Origin of the sequence: Streptomyces aureoversilis (assembly GCF_042657885.1) — a bacterium.
Taxonomy (GTDB): Bacteria; Actinomycetota; Actinomycetes; order Streptomycetales; family Streptomycetaceae; genus Streptomyces; species Streptomyces aureoversilis.
The window spans coordinates 231611-257454 of record NZ_JBHSKJ010000006.1 but is presented as its reverse complement, the minus strand read 5'-3'; the positions used below and the strand labels follow the sequence as shown (position 1 = coordinate 257454).

Genomic DNA, 25844 nt, shown 5'->3' with positions numbered 1-25844 from the left:
TTTGTCCTCACTCGCCGGACGGGCTCTTTTCCCCACCGGCGTTCAGCTCGCGCAGCGACTCGCGACTCAGGCCGAACGCGTACGTCGCCGCGAATCCCGCCGCGTAGCCCACCAGCAGGCCCGCCCCGTAGACCGTCACCGCCCGGACCGGGCCGTGGCCGCCCTGCAGCAGCGGGAACAGGGCCCAGCCCGACGGGCCGATGGCCGTCGAGCCGACCGTGTCGCCCAGCTGCCCCAGCAGTCCCACGAACGCTCCTCCGAACGCGCCGCCGATGCAGGCGGTGACGAACGGGCGGCCCAGCGGCAGGGAGACGCCGTAGATCAGGGGCTCGCCGATGCCCAGGAGCCCGGCCGGCATCGCGGACCGGATCGTCCGGCGCACCGAGGCGTTGTGCGACAGGCGGACGTAGAGGGCGAGGGCCGCGCCCACCTGGCCGGCGCCCGCCATCGCGAGGATCGGCAGCAGCACCGTGTGGCCCTGCTGCTGGATCAGGGTCGTGTGGATGGGGATGAGGGCCTGGTGCAGGCCCAGCATCACCAGGGGCAGGAACAGCCCGCCGAGGACGAAGCCCGCCGCCGCCCCGCCGTTCGCGAGCAGCCAGTCGGCGAAGCGGCCGATGGCCGTGGCGGCCTCGCCCGCCGCGTACATCAGCCCGTACAGCGTGACCAGGCCCGCGACCAGGACCGTCACCGTCGGCGTGACCAGCACGTCCAGGGCCTCGGGGACGCGGCGCCGGCACCACCGTTCGACGTGCGCGGCGAGCAGGGCCGCGGCCAGCGCCCCGAGCACCCCGCCCTGGCCGGGTGCGAGCTTCTCGCCGAACGCGGTCACCCGGTCCACGCCGGGGAACACGATGATCGCCGCGACGGCCCCGCCCAGGACCGGGGTGCCGCCGAACTCCTTGGCGGTGTTGTAGCCGACGAAGACCGCGATCAGGGACATGAAGCCCGACGCGCACGCGGTCAGCGCGGGGGCCAGCGCGGGCAGCCAGTGGAGGTTGGCGAGCAGCCCGGCCAGGCCCGCCACGATGCCGCAGCCGATCAGGGCGGGGATCAGCGGGACGAAGATCTGGGCGATCCGGCGCAGGAACTCCTTGGCCGGGGTGGCGTTGCGGGCCTTGCGCTCGGCCCGGAGCGCCGCGCCGCGCTCGGCCAGCGCTTCCGCGGTGACGGCCTCCGGGGCGGCACCTTCCGCGCCGGCCGCCTCCACGTACCGCGCGAGCTCCGGCGCGACCTTGGCCACCGCACCCGGGCCGAGCACGATCTGGAGGGCCGTGCCGTCCTCGACGATGCCCAGCACCCCCGGAAGGGCCCGCAGTTCGTCGCGCCGGACGGCCGACGGGTCCCGGACGGTCACCCGCAGCCGCGTCATGCAGTTCGTGACGGACGTGAGGTTGCCGGCGCCGCCGAGGAGGGGCAGGAGCGCGGCCGCGCCGGTGCCGCGGCCGCGCTCGCCTCTCGGGCCGTCGTCGGGTGCGTCCGGAGGGTCCGGTGCCATGGTGCGGCTACCCATGTGCCGTTCGCAGGGCCGTGCGCAGGTGACCGCCCGACTCGTCCAGGAGGCGCGCGGCCGTGCGCCCGTCGACGCCGCCCAGGACGACGAGGATGGCGTGCTTCACCTCTCCGCCGGTCTCCGTCAGCGCGGCCTCTGTCTCCTGCTCGGAGGCGCCCGTGGCCAGGGCGACGATCCGCCGGGAGCGGGCGCGCAGCTTGTCGTTGGTGGCCCGCACGTCGACCATCAGGTTCCCGTAGGTCTTGCCGAGCCGGATCATGGTGATCGTCGAGAGCATGTTGAGGACGAGCTTCTGGGCGGTGCCGGCCTTCAGCCGGGTCGAGCCGGTGAGCAGCTCGGGGCCCACGACGACCTCGATCGCGTGGTCGGCGGCCCGGCCGAGGGGCGAGCCGGCGTTGCAGGACACGCCGATGGTCAGCGCCCCGGCGGCGCGGGCGTGCTCGACGGCCCCGACCGCGTAGGGGGTGCGGCCGGAGGCGGAGACGCCGACGACGGTGTCGGCCGGGCCGACACCGAGGGCGGCCAGGTCGCCCGCGGCCAGCTCCCGGCTGTCCTCGGCGCCTTCGACGGCGGTGACGAGCGCCGCCGCGCCGCCCGCGATCACGCCCATGACCTGCGAGGGGTCGGTGTTGAAGGTCGGCGGGCACTCGCTGGCGTCGAGCACGCCGAGGCGGCCGGCGGTGCCCGCGCCCGCGTAGACGAGCCGGCCGCCGCGGGCCATCCGGGCGGCGGTGGCGTCGATGGCGGCGGCGATCTCGGGCAGCCGGGCGGCGACGGCGGCGGGGACGCCGGCGTCCTCGCCGTTCATGATCCGGGCGATGTCGAGGGTGGGCAGCCGGTCGATGTCCGCGAGGTCGGGGCGGAAGGCCTCGGTGGTGAGGGCGGCGAGCTCGCCACGGAGGGCGTTGCACGCCCGCGATGCCGGGTCCGGCGAGGCGCCGGCCGGTGCGGAGGCGGCCGGCGGGGCGGGGGTGCCGGATGCCGTGGCCGGGCCGGACGGCACGGGCGGGTCGGACGGCGCGGGGGAAGCGGCGGCGGCCGCGGCTGATGCGGATGACGAAGCAGAAGAAGAGGCCATGGGCGGACGGCTCTTTCCATGCGTGCCGGGCGGGCCGGCTTCGGTCAGCGCGTGGAGCGCGGGGCGTGGCGGTGTGCGAGCGCTTCGTACGAGGCGGACAGGGCCGGCGCCGCGGACTCGTACGTCCGCTGGGCGACGCCGATGAACAGGCAGTCCACCACGAGGAGCTGACTGGTGCGGCTCGACATGGCCGCGGGGCGCAGCTCGCTCTCCCGGGCGGAGGAGGTGGTGAGCACGTGGTCCGCGTACTGGGCGATCTCGCCCTCCGGGCGGCCGGTGATCGCGAGCGTCGTCGCGCCGTGCTCGAAGGCGACCCGCAGCGGTTCGATGACGTCGGTGGTGCGGCCGGAGTGGGTGATGGCGACGGCGACGTCGCCCGCGCGCAGCTGGACGGCGTTGGTGACGGCCAGGTGCGGGTCGGCGGGGGCGTGGGCGATCAAGCCGATGCGGAGCAGCTTCTGGACGAGGTCCTGGCCGACGAGGTTGGAGGCGCCGATGCCGTAGACGTCGATGCGCCGGGCCCCGGCGAGCGCCGCGACCGCGGCCTCCAGCTGCGCGGTGTCGAGGGCGGCGGCGGTGTCCGCCAGGCACTGCGCCTCCTCCTGGGCGAGCTTGGCGACGACGGCGGGCAGCGGGTCGTCGACCGCGATGTCGGCGGTGACGGCCGGGGCGCGGCCGGCCGCCTGCTCGGCGGCGAGCGCGGCGAGGGCGAGCCGCAGGTCGCGGTAGCCCGGATAGCCGAGGATGCGGGCGGTGCGCACGACGGTGGCCTCGCTCGTGCCGGTGCGCTCGGCGAGGCCGGTGACGGTGAGGGCGGCGGAGCCCGCCGGGTCGCTCGCCACGGTCTCGGCGACGCGCTGCATCGAGCGGGTCATGGAGGGGGCGAGCGTGCGGACCTTGGCGGCGAGGGCGCCGGGGGCGGGGGCGCCGCGGGCGGGCGGCGCGGCGGGGGCGTCGGCCGGCGCGGGGACCGCACGGTCGCCGCCGGTAGTTTCTTTCAGTTTGCTGCTCACCTTTTGAAAGGTATTTTCAGGGTGGTGAGCCGTCAACCGCCCCTGTCCGGGACAATGGACCGTATGGAGCTCGAACAAACGCTGCACACGGCGCGCGCCCTGATCCTCGCCGACCTCGTCGCGGGTGACGTGGCGGAGGCCGACGTCGTCTCGCTCGTCGAGGACGCGGTGGCGCAGCGGCGGTGGTGGGTCGAGCAGTGGCCGGAAGGGGCCGGGTTCGTGGTCGGGCTGATAGCCCAGGACGTCCAGGACGCCCTGCTGGAGCGCTACGGCCGCTGGCCGCTGTGCCCGCTCTGCACCCGATCCGGTGATCTGCACGCCCTGGAGGTCGAGCCGGAGCTGGGGCCCGACCCGCACTGGGCCTGCACCAAGCAGACGGTCCTGGTCGCACCCGTCGGCTCGCTCGCCGGCGCCCTGCGGTGAGGCGCCGCCGATGACGCTCTACATCGACCCGCCCGTCTGGCCCGGGCACGGCCGCATGTGGTCCCACCTGATCAGCGATGTGTCGTACGACGAGCTGCACGCGTTCGCCGCGCGGCTCGGTGCTCCCGCCCGCGCGTTCGACCGCGACCACTACGACGTGCCGTCGACGTCCTACGGGGACGCCGTGCGGCTGGGTGCGGTGGAGGCGAGCAGCAAGGAGCTGGTGCGGCTGCTGGTGGGCGCGGGGCTGCGGCGGCCGAAGCACGAGCGGCCGTAGTCGGTGCGGCCGCAGTCCGTGTGGCCGTGCCCGTGCAGCCGTGGTCCGTGCGCCCGCCGCCCGTGCAGGTGCGCGGTCAGCCGGCCAGCAGGCCCAGTTCGGTGGTGAGGTTGTGGCGCGCGACCGCCTCCCAGCGGTCGTAGCCCAGCGGCGTGCGGAAGAGCCGCGGCAGGTCCAGGAGCTGCCGCAGCACGGCCGAGCGCCCCTCGCGGAAGGCCGCGTCGGGCACGAAGGCGTACTCCTCGCGGACGGCGGCGGCGTAGGCCGCGTACTCCTGCGGGGATCCCGCGAGCACGGCCAGGTCGGCGTCGGAGAGCACTTCGCCGTCCCGGTCGCCGGCCCCCGGGGCGTGGCCGACGGTCAGCCGTACGAGCCGGGCGACCTCGGCCGTACGGGCCGCGCCGATGCCCAGTTCGGGCAGGGCGCGCTCGGCCAGGTGGGCGCTGCGCTCCTCGTTCTCGGAGCGGTCGGGGCGGTAGACCGCGTCGTGGAACCAGGCGGCGAGGCGGACGGCGTCCGGGTCGTCGGCGTGCGCGGCCAGCTCCTCGACCCGGTCCAGGACCGCCACCAGGTGATCGACGGTGTGGTAGCGGCGCTGCGGCTCCGACCAGCGGCGCAGCAGGTCGTCGGCGTACGGGCCGGGGTCCGGGGAGGTCGCGCCGCCGCGGGCGCGGTCGACGGTCTCCTGCCAGCGGATGCGCAGGGCGGGGCCGGACGGGTGCTCGGTCGTAGCTGCCATGGGGCCAATTGTGGGGCACCGCTTTTGGCGCGGGGCTCCCGTATGGCAGGCTGTGCAATATGTCTAGACCAATTCTTGAGGTGATCGCGCTCGGCCCGCGGGACGCGGTGGCGGCGCAGGACGGCGGGGCGGACCGCCTCGAACTGGTCACCGACATGGCCGCGGACGGGCTCACCCCGTCCCTGGAGACCTTCACCGCCGTGCGGGACGCCGTCCGCATCCCCGTGCGCGTCATGCTGCGCGCCGCCGACGGCTTCTCCGCGGGTGACGCCGCGGCCCTGGACGCCCTGTGCGGCCGGGCCCGTGCGCTGGTCGCGGAAGGCGCCTCCGAGTTCGTCCTCGGCTTCCTCACCGACGACGGACGCGCCGACCTCACGGCCGTCGCCGCGCTCGCCGACGCGATCGGGCCGCGGGCGCGCTGGACGTTCCACCGCGCCATCGACCGGGCGGCCGACCGCGACGCCCTGCGCAAGCAGCTCGCCGACCTGCCCGGCCTCGACACGTACCTGACGGCGGGGTCCGCCGCCGGCGTCGACGACGGCCTCGCCACGCTCGTCGCGGAGGCGGGACGGGCCGACGAGCCCGGCTACGAGCCGCGGATCATGGTCGGCGGCGGGCTGCAGCTCAAGCACCTGCCGGTGCTGCGCGGGGCCGGGATCTCCGCCTTCCATATCGGCGGCGCCGCTCGGCCGGACGGGTGGGGCGGGCCGGTGGACGCGGGTGCGGTGCGGACCTGGCGGGAGGCGCTGGACGCGTAGGGCGGGTCCGGGGCTCCGTCCCGGTCCCCGGTCCTCAAACGCCGGACGGGCTCGAATTCTGCCGGGCCCGGTTCTCGGCTGCGGGCCCGGCCGGGGTCCGCGTGCGGCCTGCTCCCGTGGCTGCGGCAGCTGTCGCAGCCGGCCTCGTCGTCCCTGCCGCCATCCCCAGTGCCACCAGCGCCAGCGCCGACGCCCCCAGCGGGAACCAGCGCTCTCCCAGGAGCGCCATCGCCAGGCTGCCCGTCCCGCCGCCCGCGGCCATGCCCAGGTACAGCGCGCTGCTGTTGAGGGAGAGCAGCAGCGGTGCGTCGGCGGGGCGCAGGGAGGCCAGGCGGTGGGGCTGGGCCACCGAGATCGACCAGCCTGCGAGCGGCACCGCCAGCGCGTAGACGAGCGCGCCCGTCATCGTCCGGCCCAGCCACGGCAGCGCCGCGAAGAACACCGCCGAGACCACACTGCCGGCCAGCAGGACCTTGCGGACGCCCCAGCGGTCCACGACGTGGCCGCCGAGCCAGCTGCCCGCGACCGAGGCGACGCCCGTCGCCAGCAGGATGGTGCTGAGCCGGTCCGCGTCGCCGCCCGTCGCCGGGTGCACGGCCGTGCCCAGGTAGATGTAGACGGACTGGAACGCCATGAAGAAGGCGAACGTCGTCGCCGCGGCGGCCAGGACGCGCCCGTCGCGCAGCGGGGCCAGTCGCTCCCGCAGGCCCACCGCCTGGGCGGGCGCGGGCAGTTCGCGGAGGAAGGCGGCCAGGCCCAGCAGGGCCACGGCGCCGAGCGCGGTGACGAGCCACATGGTCAGCCGCCAGTCCGCCCGGCCCACGTAGGTGCCGAGCGGCACGCCCAGGGCCGTGGCCACGGTCATTCCGCCGAGCACGGTCGCGATGGCCCGGCCGCGCCGCTCCGGCGGGACGAGGGTGGTGGCGGCCGCGCTGGCGTTCGGGCTGTACAGGGCGGCTCCGGCGGCGGCCAGGACGCGGGTCGCGAGGAGCGTCGTGTAGTCGGGCGCGAGGGCGCTCAGGGCGTTCGCGGCGGTGAACACGGCGAGTGCCGTCAGCAGCAGGCGGCGGCGCGGCCAGCGGGCGGTCGCGGCGGCGAGGACCGGGGCGAGCAGCGCGTACGCGAGCGCGAAGACCGTCACCACCTGGCCGGCCGCCAGGACGGAGACGCCGAGGTCGTCGGCGACCCGGCCGAGGATGCCGGCCATGACCATGGTGTCGGTGCCCACGGCGAAGGTGCCGAGGGCGAGCAGGAGTAGTCGCAGACGCACAGGATCCCCCCGAGACGAATCGTTGGATGCTCGTCAAACAATTGGGGATGGGTGGATAATTGTCAAACAATTACCGGGGGCGAGGAGGGAAGAGCACATGCCGGACGAGTGGCTGCCGCAGCCCGCGACCGAGGACATCCAGCTGGTGAGGGTGCTGCACGCGCTCGGCGACCCGGTGCGCCTGCAGCTGCTGTGGGTGTACTTGAGGGGTCAGGAGTTCGCCTGCGACCTGAGCGGGCTCGGCCTCGACCACCTGCACAAGTCCACGGTGTCGCACCACATGAAGGTCCTGCGCGAGGCGGGGGTGACCTCGACGCGCGTCTCCGGCCGCAACCGGTTCGTGCAGCTGCGGCGGGGGGATCTCGACAAGCGGTTCCCCGGGCTGCTGGACGCCCTGCTCAGAGGGCTGGAGGGGGAGGCCTCGTAAGGCCTCCCGGGCGCGGGCCCTCCGTGTGCAGGCGTTACGCCAACTGCCCCGGCAGCGGCTCCGCGTGAAGCACCGTCAGCCCCGACACCGCTCGCGTCAGCGCCACGTACAGCCGCCGCAGCCCCGTCCGCTCGTCCGGTTCGCCGGCGACGACCGCCGCCGGCTCGTCCAGGACCACGTAGTCGTACTCCAGGCCCTTCGCCAGCGACGCCGGCACGAGCGTCAGGCGGGCCTCCGCCGTCGTCTCCTCGCCCGGGGCCAGGTACGGCAGGCCCGCTTCCGCCAGCAGCGCGCCCAGCGCCCCGATCCGCGCGTCCGCCGCGATCAGGCCGATCGACCCCTCCCGCTCCAGCGACTCCCGGCACGCGGCCACGACCGCCGCGTCCAGCTCCCCGCCGGGCACCGCGCGCACCGCGAAGTCGCCCGCCGCCTCACGCACGGACGTGGCCTCGGCCAGGCCGGGGGCGATGGCGGGCAGCAGCCGCGACGCGTAGGCGATCACCTCGCGCGGCACGCGGAAGCCCTGCGTGAGCTCCTCCACGCCGGCCTCCGGCTTGCCGAGGTGCGTGAGCGCCTCCTGCCAACTGGACGTCGCCCACGGCGTCGTGCCCTGCGCGAGGTCGCCGAGGATCGTCGCGGAACCGGTCGTGCAGCGCCGGCCCACCGCGCGGTACTGCATGGGGGAGAGGTCCTGGGCCTCGTCCAGGACCACGTGGCCCAGCGACGGCGTCCGCGCCACCAGGTCCGCCGCCTCGTCGATCAGCACCGCGTCCGCCGCCGACCACTTCGCCGACTTCACGCCGCGCGCCGGCTTCGCCCACAGGATCTCCGCCTGCTCCTCCGCCGAGAGCACCCCGTCCGCGTGCTCCGCCAGGAACTCCGCGTCGGACAGCAGCCGCAGCACCAGCTTCACCGGATCGACCGCGGGCCACACCGCCTTGACGGCCGCCTTCACGGCGGCGTTGCGCGCGACCGCGTCCTGCACCCGGTCGTCCGGCGCCTCGCCCGCCTGCTCCATGCGTACGAGCACGGCGTGCGCGATCCGCTGCGGCAGGGCCTCGCGGGCGGCGCCGTAGCGGATGTCGCGACCGAGCAGCTCGCGGACGATCTCCTCGATCTCGTACGCGGGCACCCGCCACCGCCGCGAGCCGCGCACGACGACCACCGGCTCCTCCGGCATCGTCACCCCGGAGCGCACCGCGCGCCGCAGCACCTCCGCCATGCGGGCGTCGCCCTTGATGCGGGCGGCCTCCGCGCGGTCCGTGCCGCGCACCTCCACATGCGCGACGAGGTCATCGACCGTCGCCTGCGCCACGTTCAACTCGCCCAGCGCGGGCAGGACTTGCTCGATGTAGTGCAGGAACGACCGGTTCGGTCCGATGACCAGCGTGCCCGTGCGGGCGAGGCGCTCGCGGTGCGCGTAGAGCAGATAGGCCACGCGGTGCAGGCCGACCGCCGTCTTCCCGGTGCCGGGAGCCCCCTGGACGCACACCGTGCCGCCGATCCCCGCACGGACGATCTCGTCCTGCTCCGGCTGGATCGTGGCCACGATGTCCCGCATGGGGCCCACGCGCGGCCGCTCGATCTCCGCCTGCAGCAGCTTGCTGGCCTGGTCGGCGCCGGACGTGTCGGTGAGGTCCTCGTCCTCGTACGCGGTGAGTTCGCCGCCCGTGTAGCCGAAGCGGCGGCGCATCCGCACGTCCATCGGCTCCTTCTTGGACGCCCGGTAGAACGGCTGCGAGACGGGCGCGCGCCAGTCGATCACCATCGGGTCGCCGTCCGCGTCGTGCACGTGCCGGCGGCCGATGTAGAACTGCTCGCCCTCGGCCCCTTCGGCCCGGTCCGCGCCCGGCGCGTGCGTGTAGTCCAGGCGCCCGAAGAACAGCGGGGTGTGCGCGAGATCGGCCAGCGCCGTGATGCGCTCCTCGATCTGCCGCTCCAGGACGGCGGCGTTGACCCAGTTCGCGGTGACGTCCTTGATGTCCAGGGCCTCGACGTCCTCCCGCATCGCGCGCAAGGCGGCGCGGGAGGAGGAGAGGTGGGTGCGCTCCCGCTCCAGGGGGTCGTTCGCGTGGGTGGTCACTTGCGGCGCGGGCACGGCAGAGCCTCCAGACGTACGGGGGACGATCGGAAGCCGCCGGTTTCCGTCCGGTCGGCGGCCGCGCTCCGTGCGGCGCGGCGGACGCTGCGGGAGGCGGGCGGGAAGGGGAGATTCTAGTCAGCGGGCTGGGGGCGCGCGAGCGATTTTCCGCGCTCCCCTGGGGCGTTTTCAGAGCCGCCCCAGGGTCGTCCCCAGGGTCGCCTCCAAGGCCGTCCCCAGGGGCGTCCCCAGGGACGACCTCAGGGTCGGCGTCCACCTCCCGTAGGACACCATGATCCTCGGGTCGTACGCGCGGGCCTGCGCTTTTACACCGGCAGGCCGATGTCCGGGGGCGCCGCGGGAAACCATCATGGAGACATGAACACAGCAGCCGTGAACCCGGACCCCGCCGCCGACGAATCCCCCCTCGCGCACGCCCTCCGTGCGATCAAGGCCTTCGCCGGCGCGGCCGTCAGCGTCGTCGTCCTGGGCCAGTACGCGGACGGCCGCAGGGCCTGACCCCGGCTCTCCTCCGTACGAGGCCGGGGTCGTGCGCGGCCGTACGGCCTACGCCTCCTCGCCCGCGAGCAGCGAGTCCGCGTCCACGATGCGGTACGCGTAACCCTGCTCGGCCAGGAACCGCTGCCGGTGCGCCGCGAAGTCCTGGTCGACGGTGTCCCGGGCGACCACCGAGTAGAAGCGCGCCTCGTGCCCGTCCGCCTTCGGGCGCAGCACCCGGCCGAGCCGCTGGGCCTCCTCCTGCCGGGAGCCGAACGTGCCCGACACCTGGATGGCGACCGTCGCCTCCGGAAGGTCGATGGAGAAGTTCGCGACCTTCGAGACCACGAGCACCGAGAGCTCGCCCTGCCGGAAGGCGTCGAAGAGCTTCTCGCGCTGGGCGTTGCTGGTCTCGCCCTTGATCACGGGCGCGTCGAGGTGCTCGCCGAGCTCGTCGAGCTGGTCGATGTACTGCCCGATGACCAGCGTCTGCTCGCCCTTGTGCCGGGCCACCAGCGCCTCCGTGACGCGCCGCTTCGTGGCGGTCGTCGCGCAGTAGCGGTACTTCTCCTCCGTCTCGGCCGTCGCGTAGGCGAGCCGCTCGGAGTCCGTGAGGTTGACGCGCACCTCCACGCAGTCGGCCGGCGCGATGTAGCCCTGCGCCTCGATCTCCTTCCACGGCGCGTCGAAGCGCTTCGGGCCGATGAGGGAGAAGACGTCCGACTCGCGCCCGTCCTCGCGCACGAGCGTCGCCGTCAGGCCGAGCCGCCGCCGCGCCTGCAGGTCGGCCGTGAACTTGAAGACCGGCGCCGGCAGCAGGTGCACCTCGTCGTAGACGACCAGGCCCCAGTCGCGGGAGTCGAACAGCTCCAGGTGCGGGTAGATGCCCTTCCGCTTGGTCGTGAGGACCTGGTACGTGGCGATGGTGACCGGCCGGATCTCCTTCTTCGTACCGCTGTACTCGCCGATCTCGTCCTCGGTCAGCGACGTGCGCTTCACCAGCTCGTGCTTCCACTGCCGCGCCGAGACCGTGTTCGTGACCAGGATCAGCGTGGTCGCCTTGGCCTTGGCCATCGCGCCGGCGCCCACGAGCGTCTTGCCCGCGCCGCAGGGCAGCACGACCACGCCCGAACCGCCGTGCCAGAACCCCTCGACGGCCTGCTGCTGGTACGGCCGCAGCGCCCAGCCGTCCTCCGCCAGCTCGATCGGATGCGCCTCGCCGTCCACGTACCCGGCCAGGTCCTCCGCCGGCCAGCCCAGCTTCAGCAGCGTCTGCTTGATCTGCCCGCGCTCGGAGGGGTGCACGGCGACGGTGTCCGGGTCGATCCGGGCGCCGACGAGCGGCTGGATCTTCTTGGAGCGGAGGATCTCCTCCAGGACGGGGCGGTCCGTCGACTCCAGGACCAGGCCGTGCGTGGGGTGCTTGAGCAGCCGCAGCCGCCCGTAGCGGTCCATCGTCTCCGCGATGTCGACGAGGAGGGAGTGCGGGACGGGATAGCGCGAGTACGTGACGAGGGCGTCGACGACCTGCTCGGCGTCGTGCCCCGCCGCCCGCGCGTTCCACAGGCCCAGCGGGGTGACCCGGTAGGTGTGGATGTGCTCCGGGGCGCGCTCCAGCTCGGCGAAGGGGGCGATGGCGCGACGGCATGCGTCGGCCTGCTCGTGGTCCACCTCCAGGAGCAGCGTCTTGTCGCTCTGGACGATCAAGCAGGACACTCGTACCTCCACAACCGGGCCCGGCCGGCCCACCGCGCCAAACTCCTGAGTTTACTTGCTCGAACGTGGAGGCGGGTGGGAATGGGGTGTGAGTGCTCCTGCGCGAGTGCTCCTGGGCGAGTGCTCCTGCGCGGGCCGTCCGGGGTGGTCGTGCCGGGGTAGTGGGGCCGGGGCCGGGGCCGGGGGTCAGGCGTGCTCGTCCGCCAGTTCCGCCACGCCTGTGATCCGGTGCAGCGGGTACGTGCGGACCTCGTCCGCCGTGTGGTCGTAGCCGGTCACGAAGCCGCCCTCGACGCGTACCGGGGCGATGACGCGCTGGCTCGCCGCGCCCTCCGCGTTCACATAGCCGATCCACACCGCGGCGCCCGTGAGCACCGCGGCCTGCATCGTGGCGAGGGTGTCCGCGGAGGTGGTGCGGGGCAGGCCGCCGTCGGCCGGGGCGGGGGCGGCGACCGGCTTGCGCTCGGCCGTGGACGCCAGGTCCCCCGCGCGGATCGCCCGCACCGCGGCGCCCAGCAGCGTCTCGTCCGGCACCGGCGGGCCCTCCGGGACGGGGGCCGGGGCGGTGCGCTGCGGGGTGCGGCGGGCGTCGGCGCGCGTGACGACGACGTCCCCCTCGGCCGACTCGGCCGCCGGGGCGTACCCCATCGCGCGCAGGCCCGCGAGGAGGTCGTCCGGCGCGGCCTGCGCCGCGAGCACGGTGGGGGCGAGGCGGCGCAGCCGCAGCGGGGCGGAGCGGCGGTCGGCGAGGATCTCGGCGAGCATCGCCTCGTCGTCGCAGCGCAGGTACGAGGACGCGGCGCCGACGCGCAGCCGGCCGTGGCGGCGGGCCACGTCGTCGATCAGGTAGGCCAGCGGCTGCGGCACGGGCGTACGGGAGTGCTCCGTGAGGAACGCCTTCAGGTCGGCCGCGGTCTGCCCGGCGTCCAGCGCGCGGCGCACGGACGCGGGCGTGAAGCGGTAGACCGTGGCGCCGCCCTTGGACTCGACGTCCGCGAGGACCCCGAGCGTCTGGGCGAGCGGCCGCTTCAGGGGGCCCGGGGCGACGGCCGTCAGGTCGGCCTGGAGCAGGATGTGGTCGAGCGGCTCCGGCAGCAGCGGGGCCAGCAGGGCGGCCGCCCGTACGGCGCAGGCGGCCTGCTCGGCGTCGCTGAGCGGGAATGCGGGCTCCGTGCCCTCCGGTCCCTCCGGCCTCTCCGGCTTTTCCGGACCCAGCAGGGCGCGGCCCGGGGCGGACAGGGCGCCGCGGTTGGTGACGCCGAGCAGCTCGGCCTCGGCCAGCGCCCAGCGGGCCAGGCGAGTGCGCAGGTCCTCCGTGCCGGGCTCGGCCGGCGTCCGCGGAGGGCGCTCCCAGTGCATGCGGTCCAGCAGCGTGTCCGCGGAGACCGACGTGCCGGGCGGGAGCGTGGCCAGGAGGGCCAGGGCGCGGTGGCGGACCTCGGGCGCGGGCGAGCGGTCCAGCTCCGCGGCGAGGACGTTGAGGGGGCGGCCCTTGGCGTCCCGGCTGCCCACCAGGCCCGGGGTGCGGGTGGCCGCGAGCCAGGCCGTGACCAGGCGGGCCCAGCGATGCTCGGCAGGCAGGTGCAGCCAGTCGTCGAAGGCGGGCGTGGGCGCGTAACGCTCGTCGACCTCGCCGTCCGAGGCGAGCAGCCCCGCCGCGTACGCCAGCTCGATCCAGAAGGCCGCCGCGTCCTCGGTGGCGTCGAGGACCGCCGCGGCGCGCTTCAGGTCGCGCACGCTCAGGCCGCCCGCGCGCAGCACGAGCGGGCCGTCCGACTCCCAGGCGGCGAGCAGCTCCTCCACCGTCCCCAGGGCCGTGAACGCCTGGCCGGCGGCCGTCGCGTCCACCGTGCGGGCCGAGTGCGGCGTGGCGGGCGCAAGCTCGGGCGCCACCGGCTCCGGCGTACGGTGCGCGCGGCCGCCGCGCAGGTGCAGGGCCGCCTCGCGGGGCAGGACCACGTTGCCGGGTGACGCGGGCAGCAGCAGGCCGCGGTCGAGCAGCCAGCGCAGGTGCGGGGCGGGATCGGCGGTGACCGTGCCGTAGGGCGGGCCCCACACCAGCCTGCCCAGGACGGCCGTGGCCTCCGCGGGCGCCCCCGCCAGCAGCTCCGCCATCCGGGTGCGGTCCTCGAACAGGGTCGTGAGCGCGGCGACCGCCGACACCGGGTCGTGCGTCCCCGGCAGCCCCGCAGCCGCGATGATCTGCTGCAGCCGGCCCGGCGACATGCCCGCCGTGGCCTCCGCCACGGTCGGGCCGAGGCCGGTGGGGGAGGGGTGCGCCGGGCTCGGCGCCAGCAGCTCGCGGACGGTGCGGACCAGGCGCAGCCGGTCCTCGCCGCCCCAGACCAGGGCCTGCTCGCGCAGGGTGGCCACGGCGCGGGGCAGGGCCTCGGCGATGCGCGGGTCGGCGGGGGCGTCCCCCGTCATCAGGGCCGCGAGAGTGCCGTACGGGCACGGGTCCGGGGCCACGGCGAGGGCCTCGGCCGCCTGCAGGGCGAAGCGGTCCAGGCGCTCCAGGGCGCGCACGACGGAGGCGCGGGTGCCCGCGCGGGTCGCCAGCTGGGTCAGATCGCCCGGCACGGGGTTGAGGAGATCGGGCCGGGCCCGCAGCAGCCCCGCGAGCGCCCCGTCGGGCCGCGCCCGCAACTCCTCGGCCAGCGTCCGCGGCCCGCCGCGCGCGGCCCCGCCGCTACTGCCTGTCTCCCGCGGTGTGGTCATTCTGTTTACGGTACCGGGTCGAGCGCCGCAGGCCAGGGGGTTGCGGGGCGCTGCGGCGGTGCGGGGGCGCCGGTGCCGGCGGCTCCGCCGGTGGGTGGGGGGTGCCGGTGCGCGGGGCGCTGCCAGTGCGTGGGGGTGCCGGTGCCGGGGGCTCCGGGGCCGCATATTTACGGGCCCGCACCCGCTGGCCTCGGTGGCTTGGTCGGACGCGGCCCCAGCGTGGGGCGAGATGCGCGACCCTGAAGCCCTGAGCCAGATGCGCATACCCGGCTACGACACCTGCATCGAGGTCCCCAAGTCCTCGATCGCGGGCTTACCGGAGGAGAGCGGTGGACCTGATCACCCCCGCACAGCGTGACGAGCTGTTCCGCAGCCTGGAGCGGGACGCGTTTCATCTGGAGCTGAGGGACCACTACGGGTCGCCTGTCGAGGACACTCCCTATGCCCGTTGGCAGAGGGGCGAACCTGACGACTTCGCCTGACTGGGACCGTGGACAACGCTCATGAAGAGTGTGACCGGGGGCGGCAAGGCAGTCCGGCGGGTGCGGGTCGTCACGGAGCCGCACTCCCGGTACGTCGGGCGGGAGCACTCGCTGACCCGGTTGAACCTGGAGATGGGCGAGGACATCCGGTGGCTCCCGAGGCACAGACTGCCGGAAGGCATCACGTTTCCCGTGGGCGGAAATGACTGGTGGCTGTTCGATGACCGCCTCCTGGCCGTGGGGCACTTCGACGAGGACGGGAGGGTTCTCGGCTCGGAGCTGATCGAGGACGCCGTGGCCGTGGCCGAGTGCATCCGGGTGCGGGACCTTCTCTGGACCACGGCGATCCCGCACCGCGACTACAAGCCCTGAAACCACCCGGGGGCGCGGGGTGGGGCGGTGCGTGGGGGTGCCGGTGCCGGGGGCTCCGGGGTGGGGGTCCGGGGCCGTATATTTACGGGCCCGGTGCCCCTGATGTCGTGCGTGCCCGGAGATTGGGCCCACAAATACACGTCAGCGCCCCGGACCCCCACCCCTGCGCCCCCGTCCCCTCCCGCCGTCCTTCTCGCCGGCGTCGGTGGCCCGGTCGGGATCTGTGTCCAGGCGTAGCTCCCGCAAGCGTTCGGCGAGTGTTTCGTGGGCGGTTTGGGCGCTGGAAGACGGTGGTGGCGTGTCAGACCTGGTAGGCCTCGTGAGGGATACCGCGCTCCCACACTGCTTCGAACGCCGACGCGCACAGTTCGGTGACGTCCGCGTCTTCACTGACTGATGGGCCTGCCGATGCACCGTCTCCGGTGAAGTGGTTGAACATCACCAAGCGGTCGTCGAACAACCAGAAGTCGTTGCCCGGGAGAGCAATGTCCGACGCCTGCCGGCGTGGCAGCCAACGCACCTGCTCCCCGGCCTGAACGTTGACCGGGGTGCCCGCGTGCTCGTACCTGATGTAGTCGGTCACCGGCTCGGAGACGATCCGGGCCCGGCGAACGACGACGCCCCGGGCGATCGTCCGGCGGATGAGATCAACCCACGGGGCCCAGTAGTCCGAGCCAGCGTCGACGTCCTGTTGTCCCGTGCGCTTGGCTTGCGTTTCTTCTCCGCATCGACCGACACCGCAGGGCACTCGTTGTGTCCGGTCTACTTCGCTGCCGTCGCTCAGGAGGGCCGGTATTCCGCGTGCGGGACCGCCCGCTCCCAGACTGCCTCGAACGCACTCGTGCAAAGGCGGAGGACCCGCTCGTCCCGCGTGGGTTCCAGCCAGTCCGGCGCCGCCTCCCCGTCACCCGTGAAGTGCAGGACCACGACCAGCTGGTTGTCGAACACCCAGAAGTCGTTGCCCGGGAAAGGGATGTCGGTCGCCTGCCTGCGCGGCAGCCAGCGGATGTCCTCGCCCGCTTTCGCGTTGGCCTCCGAGACGTAGTGCTCGAAGCGGATGCAGTCCGACTCCGGTACGGAGAAAACCCGCGCCCGGCGGATGCCGACGCCGCGGCCGGTGGCAGCCCACACCGTCTCCAGCCACTGCTGGAATTCGACGTCGCCACCCACCGGATCGGTCAGGGTCCCGTTCTGCCAGGCGATGAAGGCGGGGTCGGACGGCATGTACGTGTCGCGCATCTCCAGATGCACCGCCGAGTGCTCGGCCGAGGCCAGAAGCTCCTCAATGGTCGGCACCTTTGCCACCCTGCACCTCCAGAAAGAACTGGACCATCCGCCGGGGAATCTCCGCGACCGTCTCGTGCCTGCTTGCCCCTTTAGCCCCGGCCCGTGGCCAGTAGGTGTGAACTGGCGGCGAGCAGATCCGGGTAAGGTTCCGCGGCGCGGGCGGCGGCGAGTGCTGCGCGGAAGAGCGGGGAGTCGAGGGCGACAGGCTCTCCCGTGTGCTGCTCGGCGGCCTTGAGCAGCGACCATGTGGGCCCTTCGATCGCGTAGACGCGAACGTCACGCAGACCGGCGGCACGCATTTCTTCCGCCAGTTCCGGCGCGGTGTGGAAGTAGGCCGCTGTGAAGCCCTTCCTGCCCGGCTCGTGCACGCCCGTGGCGAGGATGTCGGTTACGGCGCCGCGCACGCTCTCGCGGTCCAGCCACGTGGTGGCCGTGTGCTCGAAGAGGGATGCGTACCGGTTGATGGCCGCGGCGGCCACCAGGCCACCGGATGCGGTGACCCGACGTGCCTCGGCCAGCGCCTGGTCGCGGTCGGCGCGGTCGAGCAGGTGGTAAAGCGGGCCGAGGAGGAGCGTGGCGTCGTAGGAGCCGTCGTCGGCGGTGAGGCTCCGTGCGTCCCCGACCTCCGCCGTGAGCCCGGCCTCGGCAGCCTGCGCCACATGTTTGACCACCGGGTCCACGAGGTTGACCCGGTACCCGTCGGCGGCGAGCCACCGCGCGTGGGTCCCGGGCCCGCCGCCCACGTCGAGAATCGTGGCCGGGCCGGGAGGAAGGTGACGCCGGAGCAGCTCTTGAGTGCGGACCATCTCCAGCATGCCGTCTGCTGTTGCCGTCAGTCGGGTGGCCTCGTCGAAGGTGTCGGTGTAGAAGTCGATGATCTCCGGGTCCACTTGGGGGATCGTCATGACGGCGATGCTCTACCGTGACCGGTCAACATGTCCAGTGAAGCGGGAGTGCCCAGCCGTGCCGATGCTGAAGTACGAACAGATCGCCGATTCCTTGCGACGCCGCATCACCGAGGGGGAGTTCGCTCCGGGTGACCTTCTGCCGTCCGGCCGGGACCTTTGCGAGCAGTGGGGTGTGTCCCGGGCGACGGTGAACAAGGCGCTCGATGTGCTGCGAGCCGACGGAGTGATCGTCGCGCGGCAGGGCCTGGGATTCCGGGTCACCGATACGCCGTTGGCCCGGCCTGCCGGGGGACGGAGGAGCGGCGCCACGCGTGTGGTGAGCGGCCGTCCATTCCGTCGTCTGGGCTCGCCGGTCAGGGAAGTCCCACCCGCTCATGTTGTCGAGGCCCTGGAGCTGCAGCCCGGAGAAACGGCCCTGCGCCGCGACCGGTTGGTGCTGCTCGCCGACGGGGCGCCGTTGTCGCTGGTGAGTGCGTGGTTCCCGGCGGATGTGGCCGACCGGTGCCCGAAGCTGTCCCAGGCGAAGCCCATCGCGGAGGGGACCACCCACTATGTGGGTCGTCAGACCGGACGCTCGCCTGTGCGGGGGACGGACATCGTCACGGTGAGGCTGGCGAGTGCCGCGGAGGCCGAGGCGCTCGAACGGCAACTGCCGATGGCAGTGGCAATTGATCTGCATATCGCCCGAGATGCTGATGGCGCCCCTCTGGTGTGTGAGGTGGGAGTGACGCCGTCGGATCTGTGGGAGCGGGTCGAGAACTACGAGATGGGAACGGTAAGTTGACGATGGCTTGACTGGACCGGTTAACCGGTCCAGTGTGGAGATGTGGCGCCAGTCACATCTCCTGAAGGAGCCTGCCATGCCTCCCTTCCCCCGTACCGCCCACACCCCCGGCGAGATCACGCTCGCCCCCTCCGAGCCGTCCCCCGTCTCGATCGGTCAGGCGCTCCGTGAGGCCACCGCCATGGAGACGTGGTTGCCTGCCCCGTCGCGGCTGAGTGAGGTCACCGAGCGGCTTCTCGGGTACATCCGGGAGACCGTCCCGGCCGTGGAGGCGGCTGCGGGCCGTCGCCCCGTGGAGTGTCCGGTCCGCCGGTCCGCGTTCGTCGCGGTGCAGGAAGCCCGTCACCGGGCCGGGGGCGGGCCCGGTGACGGGTATGCGTCCGCGATCAGCTTCGCCCGGGGCCTGGGCAAGGCTGCGGGGGATCTGATGCACCAGCAGCGGCGTCTGCAACGGGAAGGCGAGCGGTGAAGGGGGCGGCTGCGCGGCTGTGGGCGTGGTGGGGTCTGTACGGGCAGTTCTCCCGTCCCGTAGGGGCCTTGTGGCCGAGCCGCCGACGGACGTATGCGAAGCGGCGCAACGAGGTGGTGGCCGTCCCCCACACCGGTGGCCCGCCCGCGCTCAAGCAACTGCCGGGCTGCACCTGTGAAGCCTTTGTCGGCGGGGAACAGAGGGCGTAGGCCGGTCGTTCAGGTCTCGCACGGTCCAGGCAGGCACGCCCGTTGCGGACTTCGGAGAGTGGTCGATGCCCAAGTGGTTGGTCATGGAGGAGACGGTCATCGCCGAGGGAGCGGCTCCGCACCAGCGGGTCCTTCGGTCCTTGAGCGGGAACAAGACCCGGGAACAGGCGCTCGAGGAGCTGCGCAAGGTGGCCAAGCGCCACCGGCCCGACTGCCTCAAGAGCACGCAGTGCGTCGTGGGGCAGGACAGTGACGGGTCCTTCTGGATTCTGCCGAAGAACGGCAAAGGGCACGCCCGGTGCAACCTCCGGCTCATTGAGCAGACGCACCCGTAGGCAGGGGGTGCGAGAGGGGTGAGGGGGGCGGTCCTGCCGGGCCGCCCCCATCCCGTTCCGGTCAGTCGAACCAGCGCGTCCGGGCCAGTTCCTCCGTGCGGCTCGGGTCCTCCAGGAGGGCCGCCGCCTCGAAGCGGCGGGACCAGGCTCCTGCGGCCCAGGCCAGGCCCGCCGCCAGGCCCTCCAGGGTGGCTGCGTGCAGCACGCCGTCGTCGGGGTTGAGCCGCCAGTCCAGTTCCACGCCGCCGACGACCAGCTCCTCGTGTTCGACGTACGTGGAGGGCGCGCCCGGCAGCAGGACCCGGACGCCTTCCGGTACCTCGCGGAGCTCGCCGTCGCCCGCGGGGACGGTCACCGGGAAGGCCTCGCTCAGGCGTCGTACCTGCAGCAGTTCGGAGAGGGCGGCGGCCCGGTCGGGGCGTACGGGCAGCAGCGGGTGGCCCTCCGCGAAGGGCAGCAGGTCGGGGGCGTCGGCGATCAGGGCGTCCGTCGCGTCCCCGACCTGTGCGTGGTCGTCGACCACGGCCCGTACGTCGTCGGGCACGGTGACGTCCTCCGGGTCCAGCTCCGCCAGCGCGCTGTAGAGGCCGTGGAGCTGGGCGGGGCTCACCGGGAGGGTCGGGTCGGCCAGGCGGGAGAGGAGTTCCGCCGCGCCGCCCGGCTCGTCGAGCAGCGCGGCCGCGGACGTGCGGACGCCCAGGGCGCGCAGCACCTGCTCGTCGGCGAGGCCGGCCGCGTCCGCCGGCTCGTACAGGCCGTGCAGGAGCGGGTCGCCGCCCGCGACGCGCAGGCCGGCGGGGCGGCGGCCGTCGAGGACGGGGTGGCCGCGCAGCCACCAGGCGGTGTACGGGCGGACGGACTCCGTCGTGCCGTCGGGCAGCAGGATGCGCACGGGCGTGGTGAGGGCGTCGCGCAGCGGCGGCTCGGCGAGCAGGGCCAGGGCTTCCGGCCAGGCGTCGTCGTCGACGAGGTCGAGGTCGCGGACGGCCACGATCTCCGTCGCGACGGGCGGCACGGGCGTGTCCGGCAGCCGGTCGAGGACGTCCTCGCACCACACGTCGACCGCGTCGAGCAGCCCGGCGTCGTCGGGCTCGGCGAAGTCGCCGTCGCGCGGTTCGAGTTCGTCGGGGTCGAGGACGACGTCCGTGGCGCGCACGAGCGCGAAGCCGGCCATGACGCCGACGGCGGTGAGCGGCTGCTCGCCCCACCGCTCGGCGAGGGCGGCGTCGCACGCGGCGAGCTCGCCGGGCCGGATCACGCGTTCGAAGGCGCTGCCGGGCAGGACGAGTTCGCCCGCGGGGGCGAGCTCGCCGTCCTCGTCGGGCAGGGCGAGGGCGCCGAGCCAGGGCTCGTCGCCGGGCGAGAGATCGGCGTCGCGCACGAGGCCGAGGACGAGTTCGGCGAGGGCGTCCGCGTCGAGCGCGTCCTCGTCCCACACCTCGTCGGCGTCGAGGGAGGCGGCCACCGCGGCCCGCACCTGCGGGGTGGTCAGGACGGCCCGGGGCGAGGACGGGGTGGCGCCGAGCTTCTCCAGGAGCGGGTGCGCGGCGTCGGGGTGGGCGACCTTCAGCCCCAGGCGGGAGAGCCGCTCCGAGTCCGTGCCGTCCGGCGGCGGGAGCAGCACCTGCCGCGGGCCGATGGCCGTACGGCCGTCCGCCAGCGGCACGGGCAGGCCGGTGAGCCGGTCCGGGTCGATGCCGGCGAGGCTGTCGTAGAGCCGCTGCCACCAGGACGGGGCGCGCTCGACGCCGGCGAGCCGGTCGACGACCTCGCCGAGCGGGGCGCGCGCGACGCCGAGGGCGCGCAGCTCGGGGCGGCGCTCCAGGCCGGCGGGCAGCAGGTTCGGGAAGAGCTCGCCGAGGACGGCGACGGTCTCGGCGCCGGCGCCCTCGACGACCTCGGCGTCGAGGGGCCGCAGCGCGTACGCCTCGCCGTCGGGGCCGCCGGGCCCGCTCCGCGCGAACGGGTCGTCCCACGTGTCGGCGGCCGGCGGGGCGGCCGGGGCGGGGGCCGGCTCCGGCGCCTGGTGGGCCGCGTCCGGGCCCTCGGTCCACGGGATGCCCTCCACGCCGCCGCCCCGCGGCGCGGCCGGCTCCTGGGCGGGGCCCCCGGCCGCGCTCGGCAGGAACGCGACGCCCGGCAGCCGGTCCAGGACCCGCCGGCGCAGCTCCGCGTCCAGCGCGCCCCGCGCCAGCGGGGAGGGCACGAGGTCGAGCGTTCCCGGGCCGACCGGGTGCCAGTCGCGCAGCAGCTGCGTGTACGCCTCGGCCGCGCGCTCGGTGAGGAAGTCCGTGAGGGCGCCGGGCGCGGCGTGGCGGCGCGTGGGCTCCAGCGGGAACGTGGCGACGAGCAGCGCCGGGACGCCCAGCGGCTCGTCCGTCGGCGTCGGGGCGTGCACGACGGGCGCGGTGCCGGGGCGTACGGGCGCGCCGTCCTCGCCCACCGGCACGGCCCACATGACCGACCAGTGCGGGCGCAGGCGCTCCTCCACGGGCCGGTCGGCGAGCAGCGCGGAGTCCAGCGCCCCGGCCGCCCGCTCGACCCGCCAGCGGGCCGTGGTGCCGCGCGCGGAGTCGTCCACGAGGACGTACGGGCCCTCCTGGCGGCGCGTCAGGGTCCGTACGACGCCGTCCGTCTCGACGACGACCTCGGACAGACCGGGCAGCGTCAGCAGCAGCGCGTCGTCGACGCCGGCCAGCAGACGGGAGGTCAGGTCCTCGGCGGCGCCGTCGCGCAGGGGCAGCACGACCACCGTGTCGTAGCCGGCCGGGGCGGTGCCCTCGGCGGGCAGCGGGAGCCTCAGCAGCGGCACGTGGCCCTCGCGGCGGCGGATCTCCTCCTCCAGGGCGGGGGCCCGGACGGCCTCGCGCGCCGCCAGCGCCCTCGCCTCGGCGAGCGACCAGCGGACGCCGCCGGAGCGGCCGACGACGGCCGGCTCGTCACTGACGGCCAGCACCGCGGAGAAGCCGACGCCGAACCGGCCGACGCTGCCGTGGCCGCCCGGGGCGGTGTCCTTCTCCGCCTCGCGCTTGGCGGAGGCCCGGAGGGTGGCCAGGGACTCGACGCCCGCGGCGTCCAGGGGCGCCCCGGTGTTCGCCGCGGCCAGCACGGCCGGGCGGCTGCCGGCGGCCGCGTGCAGGGTCAGCCGCAGACGGCCGGGGACGCCGGCGCGGGCCGCGGCGTCTGCGGCGTTCTGGGCGAGCTCGACGACGAGGCGGTCGCGGTAGCCACCGAGGGCGAGGTCCTCCTCGGCGTTCGCGTCCTCCCGGAAGCGGGCCGGCGACGCCGCCCAGGCGTCCAGCACGCCGCGCCGCAGGCGCGCGGTTCCGAACGGATCCGCGCCTTCGGCCGCGCCTCGCACCATTGCCGTGCCGCTCACGTGTCGTCTCCTGCCGCCGGTGGGTGTTCGGTGTTCCTACGGCAGAACGTACCGCGCGGGGGTGACAGGCCGGTGGCGCCCTCTGCGCGGGCGGGGCCGTATCGCGCCGGGGGGCGCTCGTCCTCGAACTTCCCCAGCTGCCGCTGGGAGGTGCCCCCGGACGGGCTGGACCGGGGTCGGGCCCGCCCGTCAGGGGCAGCCCCCGTCAGGAGGCCGGAGGCCCGGCCCGTCCGCGGTGGCACCGGGTGGTCGCAGGCCGAGCGCGCAGGCCGAGTGCGCAGGCCGAGCGTACGTCAGCCCGTCCGCGGAGGCGCCGGGCGCGAGCCCCCCCGGGTGCCTCAGGAGTGCCCGAGCTCCTCGTCCTCCTCGTCGCCGGCCGGCTCGGAACGCAGCGGCATGGGGTCGACGAGCGTCTCGTCGATCACCGGCGGCGCCGGCCGCGGCGGCTTCGGCATGACCGCGGCCTCGGAGTGCCCGCCGCAGCCGTACGACAGGGACACGAGGTGCCCGTCCGCCGGGCCGAACTCGTTGGCACACACGCCGAACGCTTGTCCGAGGGAGCCCCCGATCGGCACGAGGAAGCCGCAGCTGACGCACGACGCCGGGGCGGCCTGCGCCATCGGGGTCTTCGCGCCGTGGGTCTCGTCCCAGCGGTCGGCGGCGGTGTGCAGCCCGTAGCGGGACAGGACGCGGGCGCGCCGCATCCCGAGCTCCTCGGCGACGGCCGCGATCGTGCCGCGCGCCGGGACGGCCGGCTGGGCGGCGGGGGAGCCGGGGACGACGTCGGCGTCCTCGGCCTCGGCGAGGCGGTCCATCTCCTCGGAGACGGCGGAGTTCGGCGGCGGGACGTCCTCGCCGCTCCAGCCGGGCACGAGCCGCAGGTCCTCGGCGTCGGTCGGGAGGAGGTCGCCCGGGCCCATGTCGCCGGGGCGCAGGCGCTCGCTCCAGGGGACCCACTCGGGGGCGAGGAGGGCATCCGGCCCGGGCAGCAGGACCGTCTCGTCGAGGGTGACGTTCTTGGCGCGGGAGGCGCGGGCGACGGTGACGGCCCAGCGCCAGCCGCGGTAGGCCGGGTCCAGGCAGAGGAAGGAGTGGGTGACGACGCGGTCCCCGTCGGCGACGGTCTGGACATGCTCGCCGACCGTGCCGGGCAGCGCGGCCTCCTCGGCCGCAGCACGGGCCAGGTCGACCGCCTCGGCGCACAGGCGGTCCGGGGTACGGCTTCGCATCGCAGCACTCACAAGAATCGATTCTCTCTTCCACGCCGTCTCACGAGTGCGCCAGCCGATCGGCCGGGTCGGCGGACGGAGCGGACCTCAGGACCGCGTCGACGTCCGCGCCCGAACGGCCTCGGGCACACCTAGTCACTCCCATTCTGCGGGATCGAGACTCGGAGCGCGGCCAAGAACGACCGCCGGTGGCGCGCTACGCACGCTACCCCGCTCGGCGCCACCGGGGATAGCCGGGCCGCGGCGAGCCCCGCGCCCGACCGCCCGCGAAGGGGGCGCGCCCGGCCCCGTGCGGCCGGCGGCGGCGGCGAAAGTGCCCTGCCCGGTGCGAGTTGGGGCAGTATGGCGTGGTGGGAGCCATCCGGTCGGTCGAGGGCGGTCCGCTGCGCCGCACGGCCCGGGGCGCCGGCCGCGTGCTGCGCGCCCCGTTCACGGCTGCCGCGCGGGGCGTGCGCAGGGCGACACACGCGCACGGCGCGGGCGAGTCGGGCCTGGGCAAGCTGATCGAGCTGCACGCGGTGAATTCCGCGGGCGACATGCTGATCACCGTCGCACTGGCGTCCACGGTGTTCTTCTCGGTCCCCACGGACCAGGCGCGCGGCCGGGTGGCCCTCTACCTGGCGATCACGATGGCGCCGTTCACCCTCCTGGCCCCGGTGATCGGGCCGCTGCTCGACCGGCTCCCGCACGGCCGCCGGGCCGCCATGGCGGGCGCGATGCTGACGCGGGCGCTGCTCGCGCTGACGATGTCGGGGGCGGTGGCCAGCGGCGGCCTGGAGCTCTATCCGGCGGCGCTCGGCGTCCTGGTGGCGTCGAAGGCGTACGGGGTGGTGCGCTCGGCGGTCGTGCCGCGGCTGCTGCCACCGCGGATCTCGCTGGTGAAGGCCAATTCCCGGGTGACCCTCGGCGGGCTGCTGGCCACGGGAGTGGCGGCCCCGCTGGGCGCGGGGCTGCACCGGCTGGGACCGGAATATCAGCTCTACGGGGCTTTCATCGTGTTCGTCCTCGGCACGGTGCTGTCCTTCACGCTCCCGCACAAGGTCGACTCGGCGAAGGGCGAGGCGCGGGCCCGGCTGGTCTCCGGGGAGCACCTCCCGCACCGCCCCCGGCGGATGCACATGGCGAAGTTCAACAAAAACGACAGGAAGGGATGGATCGGCAGGAACAACGGGAATGCCGCCAGAAATGGCACCAGAAATGGCACCAGGAATGGCAACAGGAGCGGCAGCAGGAACGGCAACAAGAGGAGCAAGCCTCCCAAACCGCCCGGCCTCCGCACCGTCGGCAGCTCCGTCCTGCACGCCCTGCAGGCCAACAGCGCCATGCGCATGCTCTCGGGCTTCCTCACCTTCTTCCTCGCCTTCCTGCTGCGCGTCCACCCCCTCGGCGACCTGAGCCCGGCCTTCTCGCTCGGCGTCGTCGCCGTCGCCGCGGGCGCCGGGAACGCCCTGGGCACGGCCATAGGGGCGCTGCTGCGCTCGCGCGGCCCGGAGAAGACGATCGCGCTGGTGCTGACGGTGTCCCTGGGCACGACCGCAGCGGCCGCCGTGCTCTTCGGGGCCTTCTTCGTGGTGGTCGTGGCGGCCGTCGCCGGCATCTCCCAGGCGCTGGGGAAGCAGTCGCTGGACTCCCTCATCCAGCGCGACGTGCCGGAGGAGGTGCGCACCTCGGCGTTCGCCCGTTCGGAGACGCTGCTGCAGATGTGCTGGGTCGTCGGCGGGGCCGTCGGCATCGTGCTGCCGCTGAACGGCACCCTGGGCATGGCGGTCGCCGCCGGGGTGCTCGCGCTGGGCGTCGCGACAGCCGTACGGGGTCTGCTGGCAGCGGCACGGCGTGGCTCACCGCACCCCCGCGTGGCCTGACCTGGGCGGCCCGATAGC

The 25844-nt window shown here is 74.5% G+C and carries 22 protein-coding genes and 1 pseudogene; 10 read left to right on the top strand and 13 right to left on the bottom strand.

The window, feature by feature from the left end:
* Positions 1–7: 7 nt before the first annotated feature.
* From ACFPP6_RS13175 to ACFPP6_RS13165, 3 genes are read right to left on the bottom strand one after another with little or no spacing between them, the layout of a single operon-like run.
* Complete coding sequence (locus ACFPP6_RS13175) at positions 8–1498, bottom strand: PTS transporter subunit EIIC (protein ID WP_382040682.1); 1491 nt, start codon at positions 1496–1498, stop codon at positions 8–10.
* Positions 1499–1505: 7 nt separating this feature from the next.
* A complete protein-coding gene (gene murQ, locus ACFPP6_RS13170) occupies positions 1506–2591 on the bottom strand; it encodes an N-acetylmuramic acid 6-phosphate etherase (protein WP_382040679.1) in 1086 nt (361 codons plus the stop codon).
* A gap of 44 nt (positions 2592–2635) precedes the next feature.
* Positions 2636–3604, bottom strand: a complete 969-nt coding sequence (locus ACFPP6_RS13165; protein WP_382040676.1) for a MurR/RpiR family transcriptional regulator — start codon at positions 3602–3604, stop codon at positions 2636–2638.
* Positions 3605–3658: 54 nt separating this feature from the next.
* On the opposite strand from ACFPP6_RS13165, the gene ACFPP6_RS13160 reads away from it, so the two are divergent.
* Positions 3659–4027 carry a hypothetical protein gene (locus ACFPP6_RS13160; protein WP_168091641.1) on the top strand — a complete coding sequence of 123 codons (369 nt, stop codon included), beginning with the start codon at positions 3659–3661 and terminating at the stop codon, positions 4025–4027.
* A gap of 10 nt (positions 4028–4037) precedes the next feature.
* On the top strand, positions 4038–4304 hold the full coding sequence (locus tag ACFPP6_RS13155; protein ID WP_168091635.1) for a DUF4031 domain-containing protein: 267 nt from the start codon (positions 4038–4040) through the stop codon (positions 4302–4304).
* Positions 4305–4380: 76 nt separating this feature from the next.
* On the opposite strand, the gene ACFPP6_RS13150 is transcribed toward ACFPP6_RS13155, so the two are convergent.
* On the bottom strand, positions 4381–5043 hold the full coding sequence (locus ACFPP6_RS13150; protein ID WP_382040673.1) for an HD domain-containing protein: 663 nt from the start codon (positions 5041–5043) through the stop codon (positions 4381–4383).
* A gap of 59 nt (positions 5044–5102) precedes the next feature.
* Between ACFPP6_RS13150 and ACFPP6_RS13145 the strand changes: the two genes are divergently transcribed.
* Positions 5103–5801, top strand: a complete 699-nt coding sequence (locus ACFPP6_RS13145) for a copper homeostasis protein CutC (protein ID WP_382040670.1) — start codon at positions 5103–5105, stop codon at positions 5799–5801.
* Positions 5802–5835: 34 nt separating this feature from the next.
* Here ACFPP6_RS13145 and ACFPP6_RS13140 read toward each other — a convergent pair whose 3' ends face one another.
* Positions 5836–7071 carry an MFS transporter gene (locus tag ACFPP6_RS13140; RefSeq protein WP_382040667.1) on the bottom strand — a complete coding sequence of 412 codons (1236 nt, stop codon included), beginning with the start codon at positions 7069–7071 and terminating at the stop codon, positions 5836–5838.
* Between the two features lie 97 nt (positions 7072–7168).
* Between ACFPP6_RS13140 and ACFPP6_RS13135 the strand changes: the two genes are divergently transcribed.
* A complete protein-coding gene (locus tag ACFPP6_RS13135) occupies positions 7169–7498 on the top strand; it encodes an ArsR/SmtB family transcription factor (protein ID WP_382040665.1) in 330 nt (109 codons plus the stop codon).
* 34 nt (positions 7499–7532) lie between these two features.
* Here ACFPP6_RS13135 and ACFPP6_RS13130 read toward each other — a convergent pair whose 3' ends face one another.
* Positions 7533–9596: a HelD family protein gene (locus ACFPP6_RS13130; protein ID WP_382040662.1), complete on the bottom strand. Its 2064-nt coding sequence runs from the start codon at positions 9594–9596 to the stop codon at positions 7533–7535.
* 360 nt (positions 9597–9956) lie between these two features.
* Between ACFPP6_RS13130 and ACFPP6_RS13125 the strand changes: the two genes are divergently transcribed.
* Complete coding sequence (locus ACFPP6_RS13125) at positions 9957–10097, top strand: hypothetical protein (protein ID WP_382040659.1); 141 nt, start codon at positions 9957–9959, stop codon at positions 10095–10097.
* A gap of 48 nt (positions 10098–10145) precedes the next feature.
* On the opposite strand, the gene ACFPP6_RS13120 is transcribed toward ACFPP6_RS13125, so the two are convergent.
* Positions 10146–11792: a DNA repair helicase XPB gene (locus tag ACFPP6_RS13120; RefSeq protein WP_382040657.1), complete on the bottom strand. Its 1647-nt coding sequence runs from the start codon at positions 11790–11792 to the stop codon at positions 10146–10148.
* Positions 11793–11978: 186 nt separating this feature from the next.
* Positions 11979–14510 carry a helicase-associated domain-containing protein gene (locus ACFPP6_RS13115; protein ID WP_382040655.1) on the bottom strand — a complete coding sequence of 844 codons (2532 nt, stop codon included), beginning with the start codon at positions 14508–14510 and terminating at the stop codon, positions 11979–11981.
* 329 nt (positions 14511–14839) lie between these two features.
* On the opposite strand from ACFPP6_RS13115, the pseudogene ACFPP6_RS13110 reads away from it, so the two are divergent.
* A pseudogene (locus ACFPP6_RS13110) lies at positions 14840–15364 on the top strand (DUF6879 family protein).
* A 301-nt stretch (positions 15365–15665) separates the two neighbouring features.
* On the opposite strand, the gene ACFPP6_RS13105 reads toward ACFPP6_RS13110, so the two are convergent.
* From ACFPP6_RS13105 to ACFPP6_RS13095, 3 genes are all read right to left on the bottom strand, one after another.
* Positions 15666–16160, bottom strand: a complete 495-nt coding sequence (locus ACFPP6_RS13105) for a DUF6879 family protein (RefSeq protein ID WP_382041024.1) — start codon at positions 16158–16160, stop codon at positions 15666–15668.
* Entirely contained in the window at positions 16145–16669 is a 525-nt protein-coding gene (locus tag ACFPP6_RS13100; RefSeq protein WP_382040652.1) for a DUF6879 family protein, read from the bottom strand. Before ACFPP6_RS13100 ends, ACFPP6_RS13105 begins: the two co-directional genes overlap by 16 nt.
* Before the next feature lie 71 nt (positions 16670–16740).
* The gene (locus ACFPP6_RS13095; RefSeq protein ID WP_382040649.1) at positions 16741–17556 is read right to left on the bottom strand and encodes a class I SAM-dependent methyltransferase; all 816 of its coding nucleotides are present in this window, start codon (positions 17554–17556) and stop codon (positions 16741–16743) included.
* 58 nt (positions 17557–17614) lie between these two features.
* On the opposite strand from ACFPP6_RS13095, the gene ACFPP6_RS13090 reads away from it, so the two are divergent.
* From ACFPP6_RS13090 to ACFPP6_RS13080, 3 genes are all read left to right on the top strand, one after another.
* The gene (locus ACFPP6_RS13090; protein WP_382040647.1) at positions 17615–18343 is read left to right on the top strand and encodes a GntR family transcriptional regulator; all 729 of its coding nucleotides are present in this window, start codon (positions 17615–17617) and stop codon (positions 18341–18343) included.
* A 76-nt stretch (positions 18344–18419) separates the two neighbouring features.
* Positions 18420–18812, top strand: a complete 393-nt coding sequence (locus ACFPP6_RS13085) for a DUF6415 family natural product biosynthesis protein (RefSeq protein ID WP_382040644.1) — start codon at positions 18420–18422, stop codon at positions 18810–18812.
* Positions 18813–19086: 274 nt separating this feature from the next.
* Positions 19087–19356 (top strand): hypothetical protein, encoded by a 270-nt coding sequence (locus ACFPP6_RS13080; protein WP_382040642.1) that lies wholly within the window; start codon positions 19087–19089, stop codon positions 19354–19356.
* 61 nt (positions 19357–19417) lie between these two features.
* On the opposite strand, the gene ACFPP6_RS13075 is transcribed toward ACFPP6_RS13080, so the two are convergent.
* Together ACFPP6_RS13075 and ACFPP6_RS13070 are read right to left on the bottom strand one after the other, a co-directional pair.
* On the bottom strand, positions 19418–22720 hold the full coding sequence (locus tag ACFPP6_RS13075) for a sacsin N-terminal ATP-binding-like domain-containing protein (RefSeq protein WP_382041022.1): 3303 nt from the start codon (positions 22718–22720) through the stop codon (positions 19418–19420).
* 353 nt (positions 22721–23073) lie between these two features.
* Complete coding sequence (locus tag ACFPP6_RS13070; protein ID WP_382040639.1) at positions 23074–23964, bottom strand: DUF3027 domain-containing protein; 891 nt, start codon at positions 23962–23964, stop codon at positions 23074–23076.
* Between the two features lie 350 nt (positions 23965–24314).
* Between ACFPP6_RS13070 and ACFPP6_RS13065 the strand changes: the two genes are divergently transcribed.
* Positions 24315–25826: an MFS transporter gene (locus ACFPP6_RS13065; protein ID WP_382040636.1), complete on the top strand. Its 1512-nt coding sequence runs from the start codon at positions 24315–24317 to the stop codon at positions 25824–25826.
* Positions 25827–25844 lie beyond the last annotated feature (18 nt).